Below are 17,080 nucleotides of genomic sequence, written 5' to 3'. Positions count from 1 at the left end.
TTGCGACATTCCCCGAAAATAAAAGGTGATTTTCGTTCGGTTTTGCCATTTTTGTGTAACACTTAAAATTTTAATAAGTCATGAAGAAAATTTGGATCGTTGTAGCAATTATTGCTGTTTTAGGTATATTCTTATATTCATCAATCAAAGGTACATACAATAGTATGGTTACGAAAGATGAGACCGTTAGTGCAAGTTGGGCACAAGTTGAAAACGTTTATCAACGAAGAGCTGACCTTATTCCAAATCTGGTAAATACGGTCAAAGGATATGCATCTCACGAAAAAGAAACATTGGAAGGAGTAATTGAAGCTCGTTCAAAAGCGACTTCTGTAAATATCAATCCTGAAAACTTAAATCCACAAGCTTTGCAACAATTTCAGGAAGCTCAATCGGGACTGAGCTCTGCTTTGAGTCGTTTGATGGTAGTTGTAGAGCGTTATCCTGATTTGAAGGCCAATCAGAGTTTTCTTGATCTACAAGCCCAGTTGGAAGGTACTGAAAACCGCATTGCAGTAGAACGCAGAAAATTTAATGAAAGCGCCCGCGATTTTAATACGTACATTAGGACATTCCCCAAGAACATTTATGCAAATATCTTTGGCTTCGAGAAGAAAGCATATTTTGAAGCAGAAAAAGGAGCAGAAAAAGCACCGGAAGTAATTTTTAACTAAACAACTAAAACTATGTCAGTTCAAAACTTCTTTTCGGAAGAAGAAAAAAAACAAATAACAAATGCCATAAAAGCTGCCGAGCTTAATACTTCGGGAGAAGTTCGAGTTCATGTTGAAGCAAAGTGTAAAGGTGAAGTGATGGATTGTGCTGCCTACTGGTTTGAAAAACTGGAAATGCACAAAACAGAACAAAGAAACGGAGTTCTTTTTTACCTGGCTGTGAAAGATCATAAGTTTGCCATTTTGGGTGATGCCGGAATAAATGCAAAAGTGCCGGAAAACTTCTGGGATGAAATTAAGGAATTCATGCTGGCAAAGTTTAAAAATGATCAGTTTGCAGATGGACTTTCTGAAGCAATTTTAAGAGCCGGGGAACAGTTGCAGTTTCATTTCCCATATCAAACTGATGATGTAAACGAACTCTCCGATGAAATTTCATTCGGTAAAAACTAACACGTGATGAAGAAAATTCTAAGTTATATAGTTGTCTTTTTTATGGTGCTTGGGTTGCTGGCGCAAGATATTCCCGCAAAACCAAATCCTCCTCGATTGGTCAATGATTTTGGTAATGTTCTTTCTTCCGGCGAAGAACAGAAGTTGGAAGCGGAACTTTCACAATTTGCAGGGCAATCATCTACCCAAATTGTGATTGTTACTGTTGAAAGTTTAGAAGGTTATGATATCTCCGATTTTGCATTTCGTCTTGGAGAAAATTGGGGAGTTGGTCAAAAAGGAAAAGACAATGGAGTGGTAATTGTTTTTAAACCGAAAATTGGAAATGAGCGGGGACAGGTTTTTGTGGCAGTTGGTTATGGATTGGAAGAAGTTATCCCGGATGCCATTGCAAATCGTGTGATCGTTCAAAATGAGATGATTCCCTATTTTAAACGGGGAGAAACATTTGCCGGATTATCTGCCGGATCCAAAGTTATCATGGATTTGGCTGCCGGTGTGTATACTGCAGATCAATATCAACAAAAAGCAAGTGGTTCGAAACCAGGAGGTATTGGTTTAATGGTCTTTCTATTCATCATCTTCTTTGTCATCATCCCAATATTCAGAGGAAAAAAGAGAAGCTATTATTCGGCTGGAAGAAGAGGAAGTAGTCTGCCATTCTGGTTACTCATGGGAGGTATGATGGGGTCAGGTAATCGTAGCGGTAGTTGGAACAACTTCAACAGCGGGGGCGGCGGCTTCGGCGGAGGTGGTGGTTTTGGCGGCTTTGGCGGTGGCGGCTTCGGTGGCGGTGGCGCCGGTGGCAGTTGGTAATGTAAATTAATAACACAGATATATAAGGATGGCCGTTGTCATCCTTTTTTTTATACATGTTTGTTTTCAGTTCAGGATAAATATGAATAGAGTGATGGAATAATGTCAAACCGATTTTTTTACCTTTGCGCATAACGCATAAAATATAGAATCGAATGTCATATTTCCCCAAGTTAAAAGATATTACCAAAGCGAAGATAAACCTGAATAAGGTGGTGAATGCTACTCCGCTGCAAAGGAATATTAACCTTTCTGCAGAGTACGAAGCAAACATATTGCTGAAAAGAGAGGATCTTCAGGTTGTTCGGTCGTACAAAATAAGAGGTGCTTATAATAAGATTGTTCAGCTTTCAGATGAAGAGTTGAAAAAAGGAGTTGTTTGTGCCAGTGCAGGGAATCATGCACAAGGAGTTGCCTATTCATGTAAGATGCTTAATATTGAAGGTCGGATTTATATGCCTTCAACTACACCAAAGCAAAAAATATCGCAGGTGAAAATGTTTGGGGGGAGTAATATCGAAATTATTCTCACAGGAGATACTTATGATGATGCCTCCAACGCCGCAAAGCTTGATTGTAAGAAGACGGGCATGGCATATATCCATCCTTTTGATGATGAGCAGATCATTGAAGGACAAGCGACTGTTGGCGTGGAGATTCTTCAGGAAAGTACTCAGCGTATCGACTACCTGATCATTCCAATTGGAGGAGGAGGGCTTTCAGCTGGGCTTGGAGCTTATTTTAAGCAAGTAAGTCCTCAAACCAAGATAATTGGAGTTGAGCCTTTGGGGGCACCTTCTATGAAAAGATCAATTGAAGCTGGTAAGGTTGTTGAGCTGGAAACGATTGATAAATTTGTAGATGGAGCGGCCGTTCAGCGAGTAGGAGATATTACTTTTGAAATTTGCAAAGAAGTTATTGATGAAATTATAGAAGTCCCGGAAGGAAGTATCTGCACTACCATTCTGGAGCTTTATAATAAGGATGCAATTGTAGTTGAGCCCGCAGGTGCATTATCTATTGCAGCCTTGAAATTCTGCAAAGATCAAATCAAGGGGAAGAATGTTGTTTGCATTGTTTCGGGAAGTAATAATGATATTACCAGGACCGAGGAAATTAAAGAACGTTCTTTGCTGTATGAAGGACTTAAGCATTATTTTATTGTGAGGTTTCCGCAACGCTCTGGGGCTTTGCGTGATTTTGTAGATAAAGTATTAGGGCCAAATGATGATGTGACGCATTTTGAATACTCAAAAAAGACGAATCGTGAAAAGGGAGCTGCCGTGATTGGAATTGAAGTTCAGGATAAAAATGATTTTGATGGACTAATTACACGGATGAAAGAAAATGGATTTGTCTTCGAATACCTAAATGACAAACCTGATCTTTTTCAACTTCTCGTATAAACAAAAAACCTCCGGCAAATGCCGAAGGTTTCATATATTATTAGACTTGCTTTGAATTAATCTTCAGAAGCAACTTCTTTTTCCAGAATATCTTTGTCAACCAAGATGCGTCCGCAGTATTCGCAAACAATAATCTTTTTGCGGTTCGCAATGTCTAATTGACGTTGAGGTGGAATCTTATTGAAGCAACCACCACAAGCATCACGCTGAACAGTAACGACAGCCAATCCGTTTCTCGCATTTTTACGAATGCGTTTGAAAGCAGTTAGAAGACGAGGCTCAATAATGTTCTCGATTTTTTCAGCTTTACCTTTCAGCTTTTCTTCTTCTATTTTTGTTTCAGCCGTGATTTCTTCCAGTTCCTTTTTCTTTCTGTCTAAATCTTCTTCACGTTCTGAAAGCAATTTCTTGGCAGTCTCAATTGATTCCTTCTTGGTAAACAATTCAGCGGTGAATTCACGAATTCGTTTTTCTGAAAGTTCAATTTCCAATTTTTGGAATTCAATTTCTTTGTTTAGAGAATCGTATTCACGATTGTTACGAACATTATTTTGCTGTTCGGTGTATTTAACGATCAATGCCTCAGATTCCTTGATAGCAGCTTTCTTGTTAGCAATTGAAGTCTCTAAGGTTTTGATATCTTCGCTATAATTGCTTACACGGGTGCTTAATCCGGTAATGTCGTCTTCAAGATCCTGAACTTCGAGTGGTAATTCACCCCGTAAGGTTTTAATTTTATCCACTTCAGAATTCACACTTTGCAGCTCGAACAGCGCTTTAAGTTTCTCACTGATTGGCACACTCTTGTCTTCTTGTTGATACTGTGTATTCATATTTTGAATGCTGTTATTTCAGTTTTAAACCAGGTAATTTACCGGGTTGGTATTCACTTCCGATAAACGGACTGCAAATTTACGTAAATTTTTTGTAAGTAGTTCATAAAAAACTTCTTTAGTGAATTGCTCACTTTCAAAATGTCCTATATCTGCTATAACTATTTTGCTTTCCGCTTCAAAAAACTGGTGATATTTAATGTCTCCGGTTATTAAGACGTCAGCATTTGCACTTATTGCTTGCCGGATTAAAAAGCTTCCGGAACCACCACAGACCGCTATTTTCTTTACTTTTTGAGATCTCAGAGGACTATGGCGCACAACCTTGGCATGAAAAGAATTCTTTGCAAAATGAAGAAATTCTTTCTCGTCCATAGCTTCTGCAAGTTCGCCGATCATTCCCATGCCAACCATTGGATTTTTATTTTCCAAAGGATAGATATCATAGGCAACTTCTTCATAGGGGTGAGCTTTTAATAACGCTGAAATTATGCTGCCTTGTATGTATTTTGGAAAGATTGTCTCGAAACGACTTTCTGCTTCATAATGAATTTCACCCTTCGTACCTACAAATGGTTTACTATTTTCATTTCCCCGGAAACTACCTTTTCCTTGTGAGGAATAGCCACAGGAATCATAGTTGCCAATATGTCCGGCTCCTACATCAAAAATTGCTTGTTGAACATTTTCAAGGTGATCATTTGGAACAAAAGTTACCAGTTTTCTCAATTGCTCACTTGCGGGAGCTAGTACCCGGCAGTTTATTAATCCGAGCTTTTCACATATTTTACTATTAACTCCTCCGTGCACGCTGTCCAAATTCGTATGAGCGGCATAAATCGCAATGTTATTTTGAATAGCTTTTATAACGCATCGCTCAACTTCGTTCTTTCCATTGATATTTTTTAGTCCACTGAAAATGAGCGGGTGGTGAGCGATGATGAGGTCAGATTTGTTCTGAATTGCTTCATCTAAAACTGCCTCGGTAACATCCAGCGTAATCAATGCTTGATTGACTTCCTGTTGAGAATTGCCAACCAATAGGCCTGCATTGTCGTAGGATTCCTGAAAAGCTGGTGGAGCCAATAACTCTATTTGTTTTATGATTTCAGCAATTTTCATTTTCCAAACGTTAAATTTCTTCTTTTTGTGAACTTTGCACTTTTTCTATTCATACATTTCATCTTTGATATCAATCAGTATTTGGCGGATTGTTTTTAGACGATCAACTAACTCGTGATTTTTTAAAGTGTCTTCTTTATTATCTGCCAGTTTTTGTTTGGCACCTTTTAGCGTCAGTCCCCGCTCTTTAATCAGATAATAGATCAGTTTAATTTGCGCAATGTCATCAGGCGAAAATAGTCGATTCCCTTTCTTGTTTTTTTGGGGTTTTAATTCATCAAATTCATTTTCCCAAAAACGAATGGTAGACGTTTTTACCTGAAACATATCAGCAACTTCGCCAATAGTGTAAAAAACCTTTTCTATTTTGGGTTTTTTGTAAGGCACAAATTGAAAAAATTAATCGTATGACTGCCCTGTACTCGAAGAAATAGCGATCATCTTATCGTATTCCTGTGGTGAAAGGTCTTTAAAGTAATAATACTGTGGGTTGACTGCTCTACCATTCTTGTGGACTTCATAATGCAAGTGAGGCCCGGTAGATTTCCCCGCATTTCCAACATATGCTATGACACTTCCTCGTTTTACAGTATCTCCTTTTTTTACATTGAATTCATTTAGGTGTCCATAGACTGTTTCATAACCAAATCCATGATCAATTACAACCCAGCGGCCGAATCCCGAACGAGCGGTGCGAACGTCTTTTACAACGCCATCACCAGTCGAATAAACCTCGGTGCCAATAGGAGCGGTAAAATCCATTCCATAGTGAAATTTGCGAATTTTATACACTGGGTCAATTCTGAATCCCCAGCCAGATGCTGTTCTTTTTAAATCTTTATTGGAAACGGGCATTATTGCAGGAATACTTGAAAGCATTTGCTCTTTAGTAAGGGCAAGCTTTAAAACTTCATCATAAGATTTGGATTGCACGTAAGCTTCCTTGGCAATAACATCTAGTTTTTTTGCTGTTTTGATTACCAGTTCCGAATTATCCAGACTTTCGAGTTGGGAATACCTGTTAACACCACCAAATCCGGCCTTTCTGATTGTGCTAGGGATGGGATCAGCCTCAAAAATTACCCGGTAAAGATTATCATCGCGCTGTTGTATGTCTTCTAATACATCTTCAATGTTTTCCAGGTTTTTATACATCAACTCATATTGAGTGAGTAATCTTTGGTTCTCGCGTTTAATGTTGCGCATTTTGGGTGTTTCATAAAATTGCAGAAAAACTACAGTTATAATGGTTCCCATTAAAATGCTGGCAGCCACGAAAAAAATAAAGCGGGGAAGTTTTGATTTAAGATTTTGTTCAACCTCGTCATAACTCAATGTTTTCGGGTTGAATTTATACTTCACTTTTGCCATAAAACCAATTTCTTTTTCCGAGATGTAACAAATTTAAGTAAATAATCTAACTTTGCAAGACTTTAAAAAATAGCCCGGTAGGCATCGTCACAAAAGTAAATGATTTATTGATTCTTAGTGTTTGATTGCCATTAAACCAGCACTTTTTAACAAATTTTAATTTATCAAGAACGATGGAGATAGATTCCAAAGCGATCAGGAAAGCATTCTTAGATTTTTTTATTTCGAAACAACACGCGATTGTTGATTCAGCACCAATGGTAGTTAAAAATGATCCAACCCTCATGTTTACCAATGCGGGTATGAATCAGTTTAAAGATATTTTCTTGGGTAATCAACCTGCCAAATCGGTTCGGGTAGCTGATACTCAGAAGTGTTTGAGGGTATCCGGCAAGCATAATGACCTGGAAGAAGTAGGGCATGACACCTATCACCATACCATGTTTGAGATGTTGGGTAACTGGTCGTTTGGAGATTATTTTAAGCAGGAAGCAATTGATTGGGCCTGGGAATTCTTACACGACAAAATGGGAATTCCAGCTGATCGCATGTATGCAACCGTTTTTGAGGGAAGCGAAGACGATAATCTGGAATTAGATATTGAAGCTCAAACAATTTGGAGGAAGCATTTACCCGAAAATCGCGTATTGAATGGAAACAAAAAAGATAACTTTTGGGAGATGGGGGACACTGGTCCCTGTGGTCCATGTTCTGAAATTCATGTGGATATTCGAAATGACGAAGAACGAGCAAAAATCGCCGGAGCTGAATTGGTAAATAAAGACCACCCCCAGGTAATCGAAATATGGAACCTTGTTTTCATTCAGTTTAATAGGAAAGCTGACGGGCGCCTGGAGGAACTTCCTGCAAAGCATGTGGATACGGGAATGGGATTCGAGCGTTTGTGTATGGTTTTGCAAGGAAAGCAATCCAATTATGACACGGATGTGTTCCAACCGGTTATCACTGAAATTGGCAAGTTGTGCAACAAGAAATATGGCGAAAACGAAAAGGATGATATTGCCATGCGCGTGATCGCAGACCATTTGCGTGCGATTGCTTTTGCGATTGCAGATGGACAGTTACCTTCCAATAATAAAGCGGGTTATGTAATTCGCCGTATTTTGCGTCGTGCAGTTCGTTATGGTTATACTTTCCTTGGCTTCCGCGAGTCATTCATTAATAAGTTGGTAGAATCGCTGAAAAATAATATGGGTGATGCTTTCCCTGAATTGAAAGCTCAGCAGACATTGATAGAAAAGGTAATTAAGGAAGAAGAAGAAAGCTTTTTGCGCACGCTCGAAACCGGAATTCGCTTGCTGGATGATGTGATGGGCAAAGCTAAGAAAGAAAGCAAAACGGAAGTGGCTGGTAAGACTGCTTTTGAATTGTATGATACCTTTGGGTTTCCACTTGATTTAACAGAACTTATTCTTCGAGAGAATGGTTTGATAGTGAATCGCGCCGAGTTTGACGAGGAAATGGGAAAGCAGAAGGATCGTTCGCGCAATGCAGCTGCTCAGGAAACAGGAGATTGGATTGAGCTTAAGAAAATCGATGAGGTTAAATTTGTAGGCTACACCCAGTTGGAAGCTGATATTCAGATTGCCCGCTATCGTCAGGTAAAACAAAAAGACAAAGCATTTTTCCATTTGGTATTTGATCAGACTCCGTTTTATGGAGAATCGGGTGGTCAGGTTGGCGATACTGGTTACATCGAGGCCAATGGAATTAAAACAAGCATTATTGATACGCAAAAGGAAAATAACCTTACTGTTCATATTGCAAAAGAATTACCTGCTGATGCAACAGCCCAATTCAAAGCGGTGGTTAGCAACTCTAAACGCCGGTTGACTGCCAATAACCATACAGCAACACACTTGCTTGATCAGGCTTTGCGGGAAATCCTTGGAACTCATGTTGAGCAGAAGGGTTCATTGGTTAATGCAGAACATCTTCGTTTTGACTTTTCGCATTTCCAAAAAGTTAGTAAGGACGAATTGGACAAAATCCAAACTCGAGTAAATGAGTTGATTCGTAAAAATTATTCACAAGAAGAAAAGATTGATATACCGTTTGCTGCTGCGCAGGAAATGGGAGCGATTGCTCTTTTCGGTGAAAAATATGGTGACAATGTTCGGGTGATTAAGTTTGGTGATTCCGTTGAGCTTTGTGGTGGCACCCACGCACCGTCAACCGGACAAATTGGATCGTTTATGATTACTTCAGAAAGTGCGATTTCTGCTGGTGTTCGACGTATTGAAGCAATTACTGCAGATAAAGCAGAAGCGTTTATTAATAAAAATATGGATGAGCTTGCTGAAGTTCGTGGATTATTCAATAATACCAAGAATCTTAAAAGATCGGTAGAAGATTTGCTGGATGAAAATGCCAAATTGAAAAAGCAAATTGAAGCGTTTGAAAAGGAGGCTGCAGCTGGCATTAAGGATGAATTGAAGCAGAGAGTAAAACATTTGAATGGAGTCAATGTAATAGCTGAAAAGGTGGCATTGGATTCACCTCAGTCAATTAAAGATTTGGCTTTTCAGTTGAAAGGTGAAGTTGAGAATCTGTTTTTGGTTTTGGGTGCTGAAATTAATGGCAAACCAAGTTTGAGCATTATGATTTCTGATACTCTGGTGAAGGAAAAAGGACTGAATGCCGGCCAGATTGTTCGTGAAGCTGCCAAGGAAATGAAAGGTGGCGGTGGAGGACAGCCATTTTACGCAACTGCTGGTGGCAAAGATGTTGCTGGCATTGATGCTGCAATTGAGAAGGCTGTGACTTTTGTCGAATAGAAAATTTGAAAAACTATAATGTGAAAATCCCGGTCAATTTTGATCGGGATTTTTTATGGGTGCTGTGGATTTTACCCGCGAACTGAGCAGTGATTGCGAGATAGCTACAGCCCGGAATAATTTTTGTTATCTTTATAAAATCACCTCAATAATAATTACGATGAGTTATCAAAAAGATTATATTCTTCGAATGATTGAAATGATCGGTGATTTGATTGCCGGAATTCTAGGTTTGATAAAAAAGGGAAACTTTCAAAAAGCTGGTGATTCAATCGAGCAGGCTTACCAGGATTATTTAAAAGAAGATGCTGCATTTTTTCGAAGAATTAGTTTAGATGACCTGAATCAAAATTTAATTCAAGAGCATAATTACACCCACGATCATCTTGAGATATTAGCTGAATTATTTTACGCCGAAGCTGAATTATTGAATGCACAGAGCCAAACCAGAAGGAGTTTGGAGTTTTACGAAAAGTCTGTCAAACTGTATCAATTTGTTATTCAGGAAACTGAAACATTTTCAATTCAAAAGAATGAAAAAGTAGAATTACTTCAGCAGAAAATAGAGCAGCTGAAAAAACGTTCGAATTAGGGATTCATTTTTCTAAAAAAAAATCTACCAGGAACCTGATAGATTTTAACGATTTCAGATTTATCGAGTACAATTAAGTTGTTTTCTCTTTCTTGATGGTATTGCATCCAAAAGGTAGATATAACGGACACAAACTAATAATACTTGTTAACAGAAAAATACACCCTAAAACAAGTAAAACAATTCCCAGTGTTCCACTTATAACTTCTGTGTAATAAAGAATCGCAATTACAATGGCAATTATAGCCCTAACTGTACGATCTGCAATACCCATGTTCTTTTTCATAATTATTAGATTTTAAATGATGTAATCGCTTTTACAATTTTAGTAGCAATTTTGTTTCATTTACTATATTAAAATTGGTAAAACCTTCCCTGAACGCTTCCCCTGTGGAAGTAAATTTCAACTAATCTTGCTTATAAATGTTATTGGTAAAGAATTAATTTGAGATTGGTTTTAAGTTCCTTTTCAAATTAAATGTATTCGATCTAATAAATTTATACTGGCATTCTGATGAAGAAAATAATTCAATTCCTTGTTTCCACTTCTTTTATGGGTTTTTTATTGTTGGTTTTAGCATTCGCAATGGCCATTGCTACATTTATTGAAAGTAGTTATGGCACACCGGCTGCGAAGGCTCTGGTGTACAATACGACTTGGTTTGAACTGGTTTTTCTTCTATTGGGAATTAATATGGTCTATAATTTTTTTAGGTATCGTCAGTATCGTAAACAACGATTGACGGTTGGGATATTTCATTTATCATTTATTCTTATTGTTTTTGGTGCCGCTATAACACGGTATTATAGTTATGAAGGTGTTATGCACATCCGGGAGAAAACAAAAACCAATGAGATTATATCAACCGATACGTATTTTACGATTAATACGGAAGGGAAAGAAATTAAGAAGAGAGTTCTTTTTTCTGAATTGAGTTCAAAACAGTTTCATACGAGCTTTGAAGTCGGTGGGCAAAACGTTGAAATAAAAAGTATCGGGTTTGTAAAAGATGCTGTTCGTACACCAGTTGAACATCCATCTGGTGAACCGCTGGTGGATTTTGTGATTTCTGCTGGTCAGGGGATGCAGTCATTTACTTTCCGCGAGGGTGAGCAAATTAATCTGGGGCCGTCGACCATTGGGTTTGAGACAAGTTCGAACCTTGAATTTTCAACAGATGGAGAAAAGCTTTTTGTGGAAGCCGATCGTGATTTGGAGATCCGATCCATGGGAGGGGAAGAACCAGAACAATTAAGTGCCAATACAAAAGCCGAATTATTGCCAATGCATTTGTATGCATTTGATAATTACCTTGTTTTAATAAAAAAATTCTATGCAAAAGGAATAATGCGCGTTACAAGAGGGGCGCCGGAAAGTTCAATTGAAGATGCAGTTGTCGTTGAGGTTTCTGATGGACAGCGAAAGCAGGTTGCGAATGTATTTGGTCGCGATCGTCAAGTTGGTGACCCAATTTCAGTAAAAGTAGGCGGAACTTCTATTGAATTGACTTATGGATCGAAAATACTGAATTTGCCATTTTCTCTTTACCTCGATGATTTTCAATTGGAACGATACATAGGTTCGGATAGCCCATCCTCATTTGCAAGCGAAATTAAACTGATTGATGACGAACGAAATATTAATAGAGATTTTCGGATTTTTATGAATAACACGCTAAAATATCGAGGTTATCGTTTTTACCAGTCATCATATGATCAGGACGAACTGGGTACGGTTCTTTCGGTAAATAAAGATTTTCTTGGAACGGCAGTAACTTATCTTGGCTATTTGTTGCTGGCTTTGGGGATGATTTTCTCGTTATTTAATAAGAATTCTTATTTCCAGTTTAAAGTTCGTCATCTAAAGCAAATGGGCAAAACCAAAGCTGTTGTTGGTTTGGTTGCCGTGCTGCTCTTTTCAGGATCGGTTCGTGGAAATGAATTATCTACAGCTGGTATTCCAAGTTTGGAAGAAGATTTGGTGACCGACTTTTCAGAACTTTGGGTGCATGGACGAGATGGCAGAATCGAACCCATGTCAACACTGTCTAGTGAGATCTTAAGGAAATTAACTCGTAAGTCAACATTGGATGGAAAGTCATCGGATGAGGTTGTTCTAAGCATGAACTTGTACCCCGAACTTTGGAAAACGGTTTCATTTATCAAGATTGATAAAGAAATTGCAGGGAATCTAAATATTCGGAAGAAATACGCTGCAATTATTGATCTGTTTGATGAGGAAGGTAATTACCGTATTTCAGAGAAAGTGAAGGATGCATTTGCAAAAGCTCCTGCTTTTAGAAATAAGTTGGAAAAAGAGTACATTAATCTTGACGAGCGGATTAATATTTGTTTCATGGTTTTCAATGGAAATCTGTTGACATTTTTTCCTCCTGCCAATCAGCGCGATGCGTGGTGGCCCGCGGGAAGTAATCCTACCGGAATTCCAGAGCCTGATTCGCTATTTGTAAATCGGAGTTTTGATTTGCTGAAAGAAGCAATGAATCCCGGGAGTCAGATTCAGCCACGGCAGATTATTGCCACAGTTGCGTCTTATCAGAAAAAATTTGGGAGTGATATCCTTCCATCGGAACAAAAGAAGGCGTATGAAATTTTCTACAATGAATTTCAACCATTGAAGAAAGTATTTCCCTGGTATTTGCTGGTGAGTTTCACATTGTTGGTGGTCATGTTTGTCAATATTTTCAGGCAGAAAAACTTAAGCAAATATGCTAATTGGACTTTTCTGGGCTTAATTACAGTTATTTTTCTCGTGCATACCGGTGGCCTGATATTGCGCTGGTACATCTCCGGACATGCTCCATGGAGTAATGGCTACGAGTCAATGGTGTATATTGCCTGGGCAACCATGTTGTCCGGTTACATTTTTGGCAGAAAATATCCGATGGTTATCGGCACAGCTGCATTCCTTGCAGGAATCACTTTGTTTGTGGCTCACCTAAACTGGATGAACCCTGAAATCACACACTTGGTTCCCGTGCTGAAATCTTATTGGTTATTAATCCATGTTGCTATTATTACTGCCAGTTATGGTTTTATTGGCTTGAGTGCCATTCTGGGCCTTTTGGTTCTTATTTTATATGCATTAATGAATGCGAAGAATCGCTTAAATGTCGATCATTTTATTGAGCAGCTGACAACAATAAGTGAGCTAGCTGCTACGCTTGGACTTTACATGCTAACCATTGGAACATTCCTCGGAGGAGTTTGGGCTAATGAAAGCTGGGGCCGTTATTGGGGGTGGGATCCGAAGGAAACCTGGGCACTGATTACGGTTTTAATTTATGCTTTTGTCGTACATATGCGATTGATCCCTTCATTAAAAGGACGATACAATTATAACCTTGCCAATGTTATCGGATTTAGTTCGGTATTGATGACCTATTTCGGAGTGAATTACTTCCTGTCAGGTTTGCACTCATATGGTAAGGGATCAGCTGATGGAGTTCATTGGGCAGTTTATGTTTCAGCAATATTGATTGTTGGACTCATACTCGTTTCCTACTTTAAATTCAAGCGGTTTGAAGAAGTAGCCGAATAGAATAATAGATTAAAAAAATCGATAAAAAATTCATAACACGCATGTTGCTAGTATGTTGTGATTATTTGAAATTATTCCAAATAATCGATTTGTTGTTCAGAACAGATAACTGTAAACATTTGGACTTCCCCTAAATGCTATCTTTGTTTCAATTAAGGGTATAAATCAAATCTAAACTTATGAGTATTGACGTTAGAAGGACGTTTGATCTTCTCGAACGTTGTGAGAAAAATTTTCCTCGTGAAGATTGCTTGGGAGGCAAAAGAGATGGGGAATGGTATACTTACTCAACTTCTGAGTACAAGGAAAATTCGCATTACTTTGCACTGGGAATGATGGCTCTGGGGCTGCAAAAAAGTGATAAAGTTGCTACAGTTACCACCAATCGACCAGAATGGAACTTTGTAGATATGGGGCTTTCAATGGGTGGTTTTGTTCATGTCCCTATTTATCCTACAATTAGTGAAGAGGAATATAAGTTCATTTTGGAACACGCTGACGTAAAATACATCATTGTTGGTGACAAGAAATTATACGAGAAACTAAATCCAATTGTCAGTGAGATTCCATCCATCAAAGAAATATACTCATTTGAAGGTGTCGATGGTTGCAAGCATTTTAATGAAATATTGAAACTTGGGAAAAGTAAGCAAGTTGAATTAATAGATGAATTGGAGAAAATTAAAGAATCTGTCTTACCCTCGGATTTGGCGACATTGATTTATACTTCAGGAACTACCGGTGTTCCAAAAGGAGTCATGTTAACTCAGGAAAACCTGGTGTCAAATTTCGTAACGCATTCAAACATGCATCACTTGGGGAAAGATCACCGAGTGATCAGTTTTCTTCCACTTTGCCATGTTTATGAGCGGAGCGTGAATTACCATTTTCAGTACAAAGGAATGGGGATTTACTACGTTGGAAATCTGGGGCAAATTGTAAATGCAATTAAGGAAATCAAACCTCATATGTTTAACTCCGTTCCTCGTTTGTTGGAGCGTGTTTATGACGGATTTGTATCAAAAGGGAAGGAGCTATCCGGAGTTAAAAAGGTGATTTATTTTTGGGCACTTAAGCTGACCAGACATTTTGAATACAATAAAAAATATAACCTGTTTTTGAAGTTGAGGATTCGACTTGCTGATAAATTGATATACTCTAAATGGCGTGATGCACTTGGAAATAACATTGTTTATGTGGTTTCAGGTGGTGCAGCCCTACAGCCTCGCATAGCAAGGGTACTCGGTATGGCGGGAATGTATACGCTGGAAGGTTATGGGTTGACCGAAACTTCGCCCGTTATTGCAGTGAACAATCCGGCTACAGGCGAAATGAAAATTGGCACGGTTGGTCCGATTTTGGAAAATGTGGAAGTAAAAATAGCTGATGATGGCGAAATTCTTTGCAAGGGGCCAAGTGTGATGCAGGGGTATTATAAAGCTCCGGATTTAACAGCTGAAGTTATTGATGAGGAAGGTTGGTTTCATACAGGTGATATCGGAATTCTGGAAGAAGGGAAATATCTGAAGATTACCGATCGAAAGAAAGAAATGTTTAAGATGTCGGGAGGAAAATACATTGCTCCGCAAATGATTGAAAATAAGCTGAAAGAGTCATTTTTTATTGAGCAGGCGATGGTGATTGGCAGCAATGAAAAGTTTGCGAGCGCATTAATTTCTCCCAATTTTGAGTATTTGCATGACTGGTGTTCTCAGCATAAAATTCACTTTCGTGATAATGAAGAGTTGGTTGGAATTTCCGAAGTAACTGCCCAATATCAAAAAGAAGTGAGTCTGATTAATAAAGAGTTGGGTGATCATGAGCAAATAAAACGCTTTCGGTTGGTTTGTGAAGAATGGACACCACAAAATGGAGAACTTTCACCTACCTTGAAATTGAAGCGGAATTACGTCGCTGAAAAATATGCTCATATCATTGAAGATATTTATTCGGTATCCAAGCAAAGCCAGTCAAATGGTGGCCTCTTGAAAAATCTCCGGTTCGATATGGGGGAGTTGCGGAAGCGCTTGAAGTTTTAGTGAATTTACCAATCCATTTTTGTCATTTCATCAACAATTGCAAAAACCACGGGGCATATTTCACAATTTTTCTTGCTTAGATTGAGGATTTGATAAAAGCGTTTGCGATCGGTGTGCGGGTACTCACGGCAGGCTCGCGGTCTATTTTCGTATACGCAACAATAGTTGTCCGCCATCAAAAAAGGGCAGGGGATTTCTTTAAAAACGTAATCATGATCTTCATCCATATAAAGATGCTGGTCAATAAAATCAATGGCTTTTTGTTTTTGAGACTTGGCGAGCCGCTCTGCGTCCTTGTCGGTCACAATTGGACTAATGCTGGAACAACAGTTAGCGCAATCCAAACAGTCAAATTGATCAAAAGCTTCCTCGTGCAATTGATGTACAACCTGATCTAAATTTTTAGGTTTTTTCTTTTTAAGTTTTTGGAAAAGCATCGAAAAATCCTGCTTTCGATTAGCAGTCATTTCTTTCAATTCTTTAGGCTTGAAATACCGGATATTTTCCATTTTTACGCTTTTTACGTTTTAACTGAGCCAGGAATAGTCCAGCTATTACAATCCCAATTCCTATCATCTTCTGCAGGTTTAATCGATCACCCAAAATGAAAAACGCTAGAATAGCCACGAAAACGGGAATAATATTAATGAACATGCTCGATTTATTTATTCCGATATGACGAATGCTATAGGTGAAAAAGATGAATGCCAAGATTGACGCAAAGATGGCCAGTTTCACAATAGCCATAAATGCTTCTTGATTAAACGGAGTTTGAAAAGTTAGTGACGATTCGAAAATCAACCAAAAAGGAAGGAACATAAAGACTCCAAATAAATTCTGGTATCCAATAATGGTATAACCGTTATAATCGCCAGTTAATTTTTTGAGGATGATTGCATAACCAATGGTTGACAAAACGGCAATAAATTCGAGTGCAACACCAAGCGGTGAAGCATCCAATCCAAAAGAACTGTCGAAAACAACCAGGCTAACTCCCATGAATGAAATCAATAGTCCAATGAAATTGCTCCAACTCAGTTTTTCCTTATGAAAGTACCAGGCTGCAATAGGAGTAAACAAGGGGATGGTGGCAACAATAACTGCTGCCACGGTTGAAGAAACATACTTCAATCCATAACTTTCACCCATAAAATACAGAAAGGGTTCAAAAAACGAAAGTAAGATCATCCAGCCGATGTCTTCTCTTTTTATCGGTTGTAGTTTTCGTATTAACTTGGCAACCGCAAACATGATAACCGCAGATAATGATAGTCTGATCAAAATCACCGTCATTGGTTCGTAGGCGATATAAGCCACTTTAAACCAGACAAACGAAAAGCTCCAAAAGAACATTGCGATTAGAGCTGCTCCGTAATATTGCAGAGTTTTGTTTTGCATTGATAGAATTATGAAG

The 17,080-nt window shown here is 38.5% G+C and carries 15 protein-coding genes; 8 read left to right on the top strand and 7 right to left on the bottom strand.

Annotated elements, in window-relative coordinates; all coding sequences use genetic code 11:
• Positions 1 to 80: 80 nt before the first annotated feature.
• From ACUNWD_RS08575 to ilvA, 4 genes are all read left to right on the top strand, one after another.
• Positions 81 to 674 carry a LemA family protein gene (locus ACUNWD_RS08575; protein ID WP_445587381.1) on the top strand — a complete coding sequence of 198 codons (594 nt, stop codon included), beginning with the start codon at positions 81 to 83 and terminating at the stop codon, positions 672 to 674.
• Positions 675 to 686: 12 nt separating this feature from the next.
• Entirely contained in the window at positions 687 to 1,127 is a 441-nt protein-coding gene (locus ACUNWD_RS08570) for a TPM domain-containing protein (RefSeq protein ID WP_445587380.1), read from the top strand.
• A 6-nt stretch (positions 1,128 to 1,133) separates the two neighbouring features.
• The gene (locus ACUNWD_RS08565; RefSeq protein ID WP_445587379.1) at positions 1,134 to 1,943 is read left to right on the top strand and encodes a TPM domain-containing protein; all 810 of its coding nucleotides are present in this window, start codon (positions 1,134 to 1,136) and stop codon (positions 1,941 to 1,943) included.
• Between the two features lie 155 nt (positions 1,944 to 2,098).
• Positions 2,099 to 3,349 (top strand): threonine ammonia-lyase, encoded by a 1,251-nt coding sequence (gene ilvA, locus ACUNWD_RS08560; protein ID WP_445587378.1) that lies wholly within the window; start codon positions 2,099 to 2,101, stop codon positions 3,347 to 3,349.
• A gap of 56 nt (positions 3,350 to 3,405) precedes the next feature.
• Here the strand turns inward: ilvA and ACUNWD_RS08555 are convergent, their stop codons facing one another.
• From ACUNWD_RS08555 to ACUNWD_RS08540, 4 genes are read right to left on the bottom strand one after another with little or no spacing between them, the layout of a single operon-like run.
• Positions 3,406 to 4,182 carry a zinc ribbon domain-containing protein gene (locus ACUNWD_RS08555; protein ID WP_445587377.1) on the bottom strand — a complete coding sequence of 259 codons (777 nt, stop codon included), beginning with the start codon at positions 4,180 to 4,182 and terminating at the stop codon, positions 3,406 to 3,408.
• Between the two features lie 24 nt (positions 4,183 to 4,206).
• Complete coding sequence (locus tag ACUNWD_RS08550) at positions 4,207 to 5,304, bottom strand: Nif3-like dinuclear metal center hexameric protein (protein WP_445587376.1); 1,098 nt, start codon at positions 5,302 to 5,304, stop codon at positions 4,207 to 4,209.
• A 45-nt stretch (positions 5,305 to 5,349) separates the two neighbouring features.
• Complete coding sequence (locus ACUNWD_RS08545; RefSeq protein WP_445587375.1) at positions 5,350 to 5,691, bottom strand: MerR family transcriptional regulator; 342 nt, start codon at positions 5,689 to 5,691, stop codon at positions 5,350 to 5,352.
• A 12-nt stretch (positions 5,692 to 5,703) separates the two neighbouring features.
• Complete coding sequence (locus tag ACUNWD_RS08540) at positions 5,704 to 6,675, bottom strand: M23 family metallopeptidase (protein WP_445587374.1); 972 nt, start codon at positions 6,673 to 6,675, stop codon at positions 5,704 to 5,706.
• A gap of 173 nt (positions 6,676 to 6,848) precedes the next feature.
• Here ACUNWD_RS08540 and alaS point away from each other — a divergent pair, with 173 nt between their 5' ends.
• Together alaS and ACUNWD_RS08530 are read left to right on the top strand one after the other, a co-directional pair.
• The gene (alaS, locus tag ACUNWD_RS08535; protein WP_445587373.1) at positions 6,849 to 9,473 is read left to right on the top strand and encodes an alanine--tRNA ligase; all 2,625 of its coding nucleotides are present in this window, start codon (positions 6,849 to 6,851) and stop codon (positions 9,471 to 9,473) included.
• 160 nt (positions 9,474 to 9,633) lie between these two features.
• Entirely contained in the window at positions 9,634 to 10,065 is a 432-nt protein-coding gene (locus ACUNWD_RS08530; protein WP_445587372.1) for a hypothetical protein, read from the top strand.
• A 73-nt stretch (positions 10,066 to 10,138) separates the two neighbouring features.
• Here ACUNWD_RS08530 and ACUNWD_RS08525 read toward each other — a convergent pair whose 3' ends face one another.
• A complete protein-coding gene (locus ACUNWD_RS08525; protein ID WP_445587371.1) occupies positions 10,139 to 10,351 on the bottom strand; it encodes a YgaP family membrane protein in 213 nt (70 codons plus the stop codon).
• Positions 10,352 to 10,579: 228 nt separating this feature from the next.
• Here ACUNWD_RS08525 and ccsB point away from each other — a divergent pair, with 228 nt between their 5' ends.
• Both ccsB and ACUNWD_RS08515 read left to right on the top strand, forming a co-directional pair.
• On the top strand, positions 10,580 to 13,627 hold the full coding sequence (ccsB, locus tag ACUNWD_RS08520) for a c-type cytochrome biogenesis protein CcsB (protein WP_445587370.1): 3,048 nt from the start codon (positions 10,580 to 10,582) through the stop codon (positions 13,625 to 13,627).
• Between the two features lie 179 nt (positions 13,628 to 13,806).
• Positions 13,807 to 15,666, top strand: a complete 1,860-nt coding sequence (locus ACUNWD_RS08515) for an AMP-dependent synthetase/ligase (protein ID WP_445587369.1) — start codon at positions 13,807 to 13,809, stop codon at positions 15,664 to 15,666.
• Between the two features lie 5 nt (positions 15,667 to 15,671).
• On the opposite strand, the gene ACUNWD_RS08510 is transcribed toward ACUNWD_RS08515, so the two are convergent.
• On the bottom strand, positions 15,672 to 16,175 hold the full coding sequence (locus ACUNWD_RS08510; protein WP_445587368.1) for a YkgJ family cysteine cluster protein: 504 nt from the start codon (positions 16,173 to 16,175) through the stop codon (positions 15,672 to 15,674).
• Positions 16,147 to 17,064 (bottom strand): DMT family transporter, encoded by a 918-nt coding sequence (locus ACUNWD_RS08505; protein ID WP_445587367.1) that lies wholly within the window; start codon positions 17,062 to 17,064, stop codon positions 16,147 to 16,149. The genes ACUNWD_RS08510 and ACUNWD_RS08505 overlap by 29 nt, the downstream gene beginning before the upstream one ends.
• Between the last annotated feature and the right edge of the window lie 16 nt (positions 17,065 to 17,080).

The organism is Sunxiuqinia sp. A32, assembly GCF_052690465.1.
Note: the sequence above shows the minus strand (reverse complement) of the source record. Positions and strands in the feature narration are given on the sequence as shown.

Excerpts from the sequence above, each read along its gene's own strand:
- ACUNWD_RS08575 (WP_445587381.1), top strand. The coding sequence starts at position 81 with ATGAAGAAAATTTGGATCGTTGTAGCAATTATTGCTGTTTTAGGTATA.
- ACUNWD_RS08570 (WP_445587380.1), top strand. The coding sequence starts at position 687 with ATGTCAGTTCAAAACTTCTTTTCGGAAGAAGAAAAAAAACAAATAACA.
- ACUNWD_RS08565 (WP_445587379.1), top strand. The coding sequence starts at position 1,134 with ATGAAGAAAATTCTAAGTTATATAGTTGTCTTTTTTATGGTGCTTGGG.
- ilvA (WP_445587378.1), top strand. The coding sequence starts at position 2,099 with ATGTCATATTTCCCCAAGTTAAAAGATATTACCAAAGCGAAGATAAAC.
- ACUNWD_RS08555 (WP_445587377.1), bottom strand. The coding sequence starts at position 4,182 with ATGAATACACAGTATCAACAAGAAGACAAGAGTGTGCCAATCAGTGAG.
- ACUNWD_RS08550 (WP_445587376.1), bottom strand. The coding sequence starts at position 5,304 with ATGAAAATTGCTGAAATCATAAAACAAATAGAGTTATTGGCTCCACCA.
- ACUNWD_RS08540 (WP_445587374.1), bottom strand. The coding sequence starts at position 6,675 with ATGGCAAAAGTGAAGTATAAATTCAACCCGAAAACATTGAGTTATGAC.
- alaS (WP_445587373.1), top strand. The coding sequence starts at position 6,849 with ATGGAGATAGATTCCAAAGCGATCAGGAAAGCATTCTTAGATTTTTTT.
- ACUNWD_RS08530 (WP_445587372.1), top strand. The coding sequence starts at position 9,634 with ATGAGTTATCAAAAAGATTATATTCTTCGAATGATTGAAATGATCGGT.
- ACUNWD_RS08525 (WP_445587371.1), bottom strand. The coding sequence starts at position 10,351 with ATGAAAAAGAACATGGGTATTGCAGATCGTACAGTTAGGGCTATAATT.
- ccsB (WP_445587370.1), top strand. The coding sequence starts at position 10,580 with ATGAAGAAAATAATTCAATTCCTTGTTTCCACTTCTTTTATGGGTTTT.
- ACUNWD_RS08515 (WP_445587369.1), top strand. The coding sequence starts at position 13,807 with ATGAGTATTGACGTTAGAAGGACGTTTGATCTTCTCGAACGTTGTGAG.
- ACUNWD_RS08510 (WP_445587368.1), bottom strand. The coding sequence starts at position 16,175 with ATGGAAAATATCCGGTATTTCAAGCCTAAAGAATTGAAAGAAATGACT.
- ACUNWD_RS08505 (WP_445587367.1), bottom strand. The coding sequence starts at position 17,064 with ATGCAAAACAAAACTCTGCAATATTACGGAGCAGCTCTAATCGCAATG.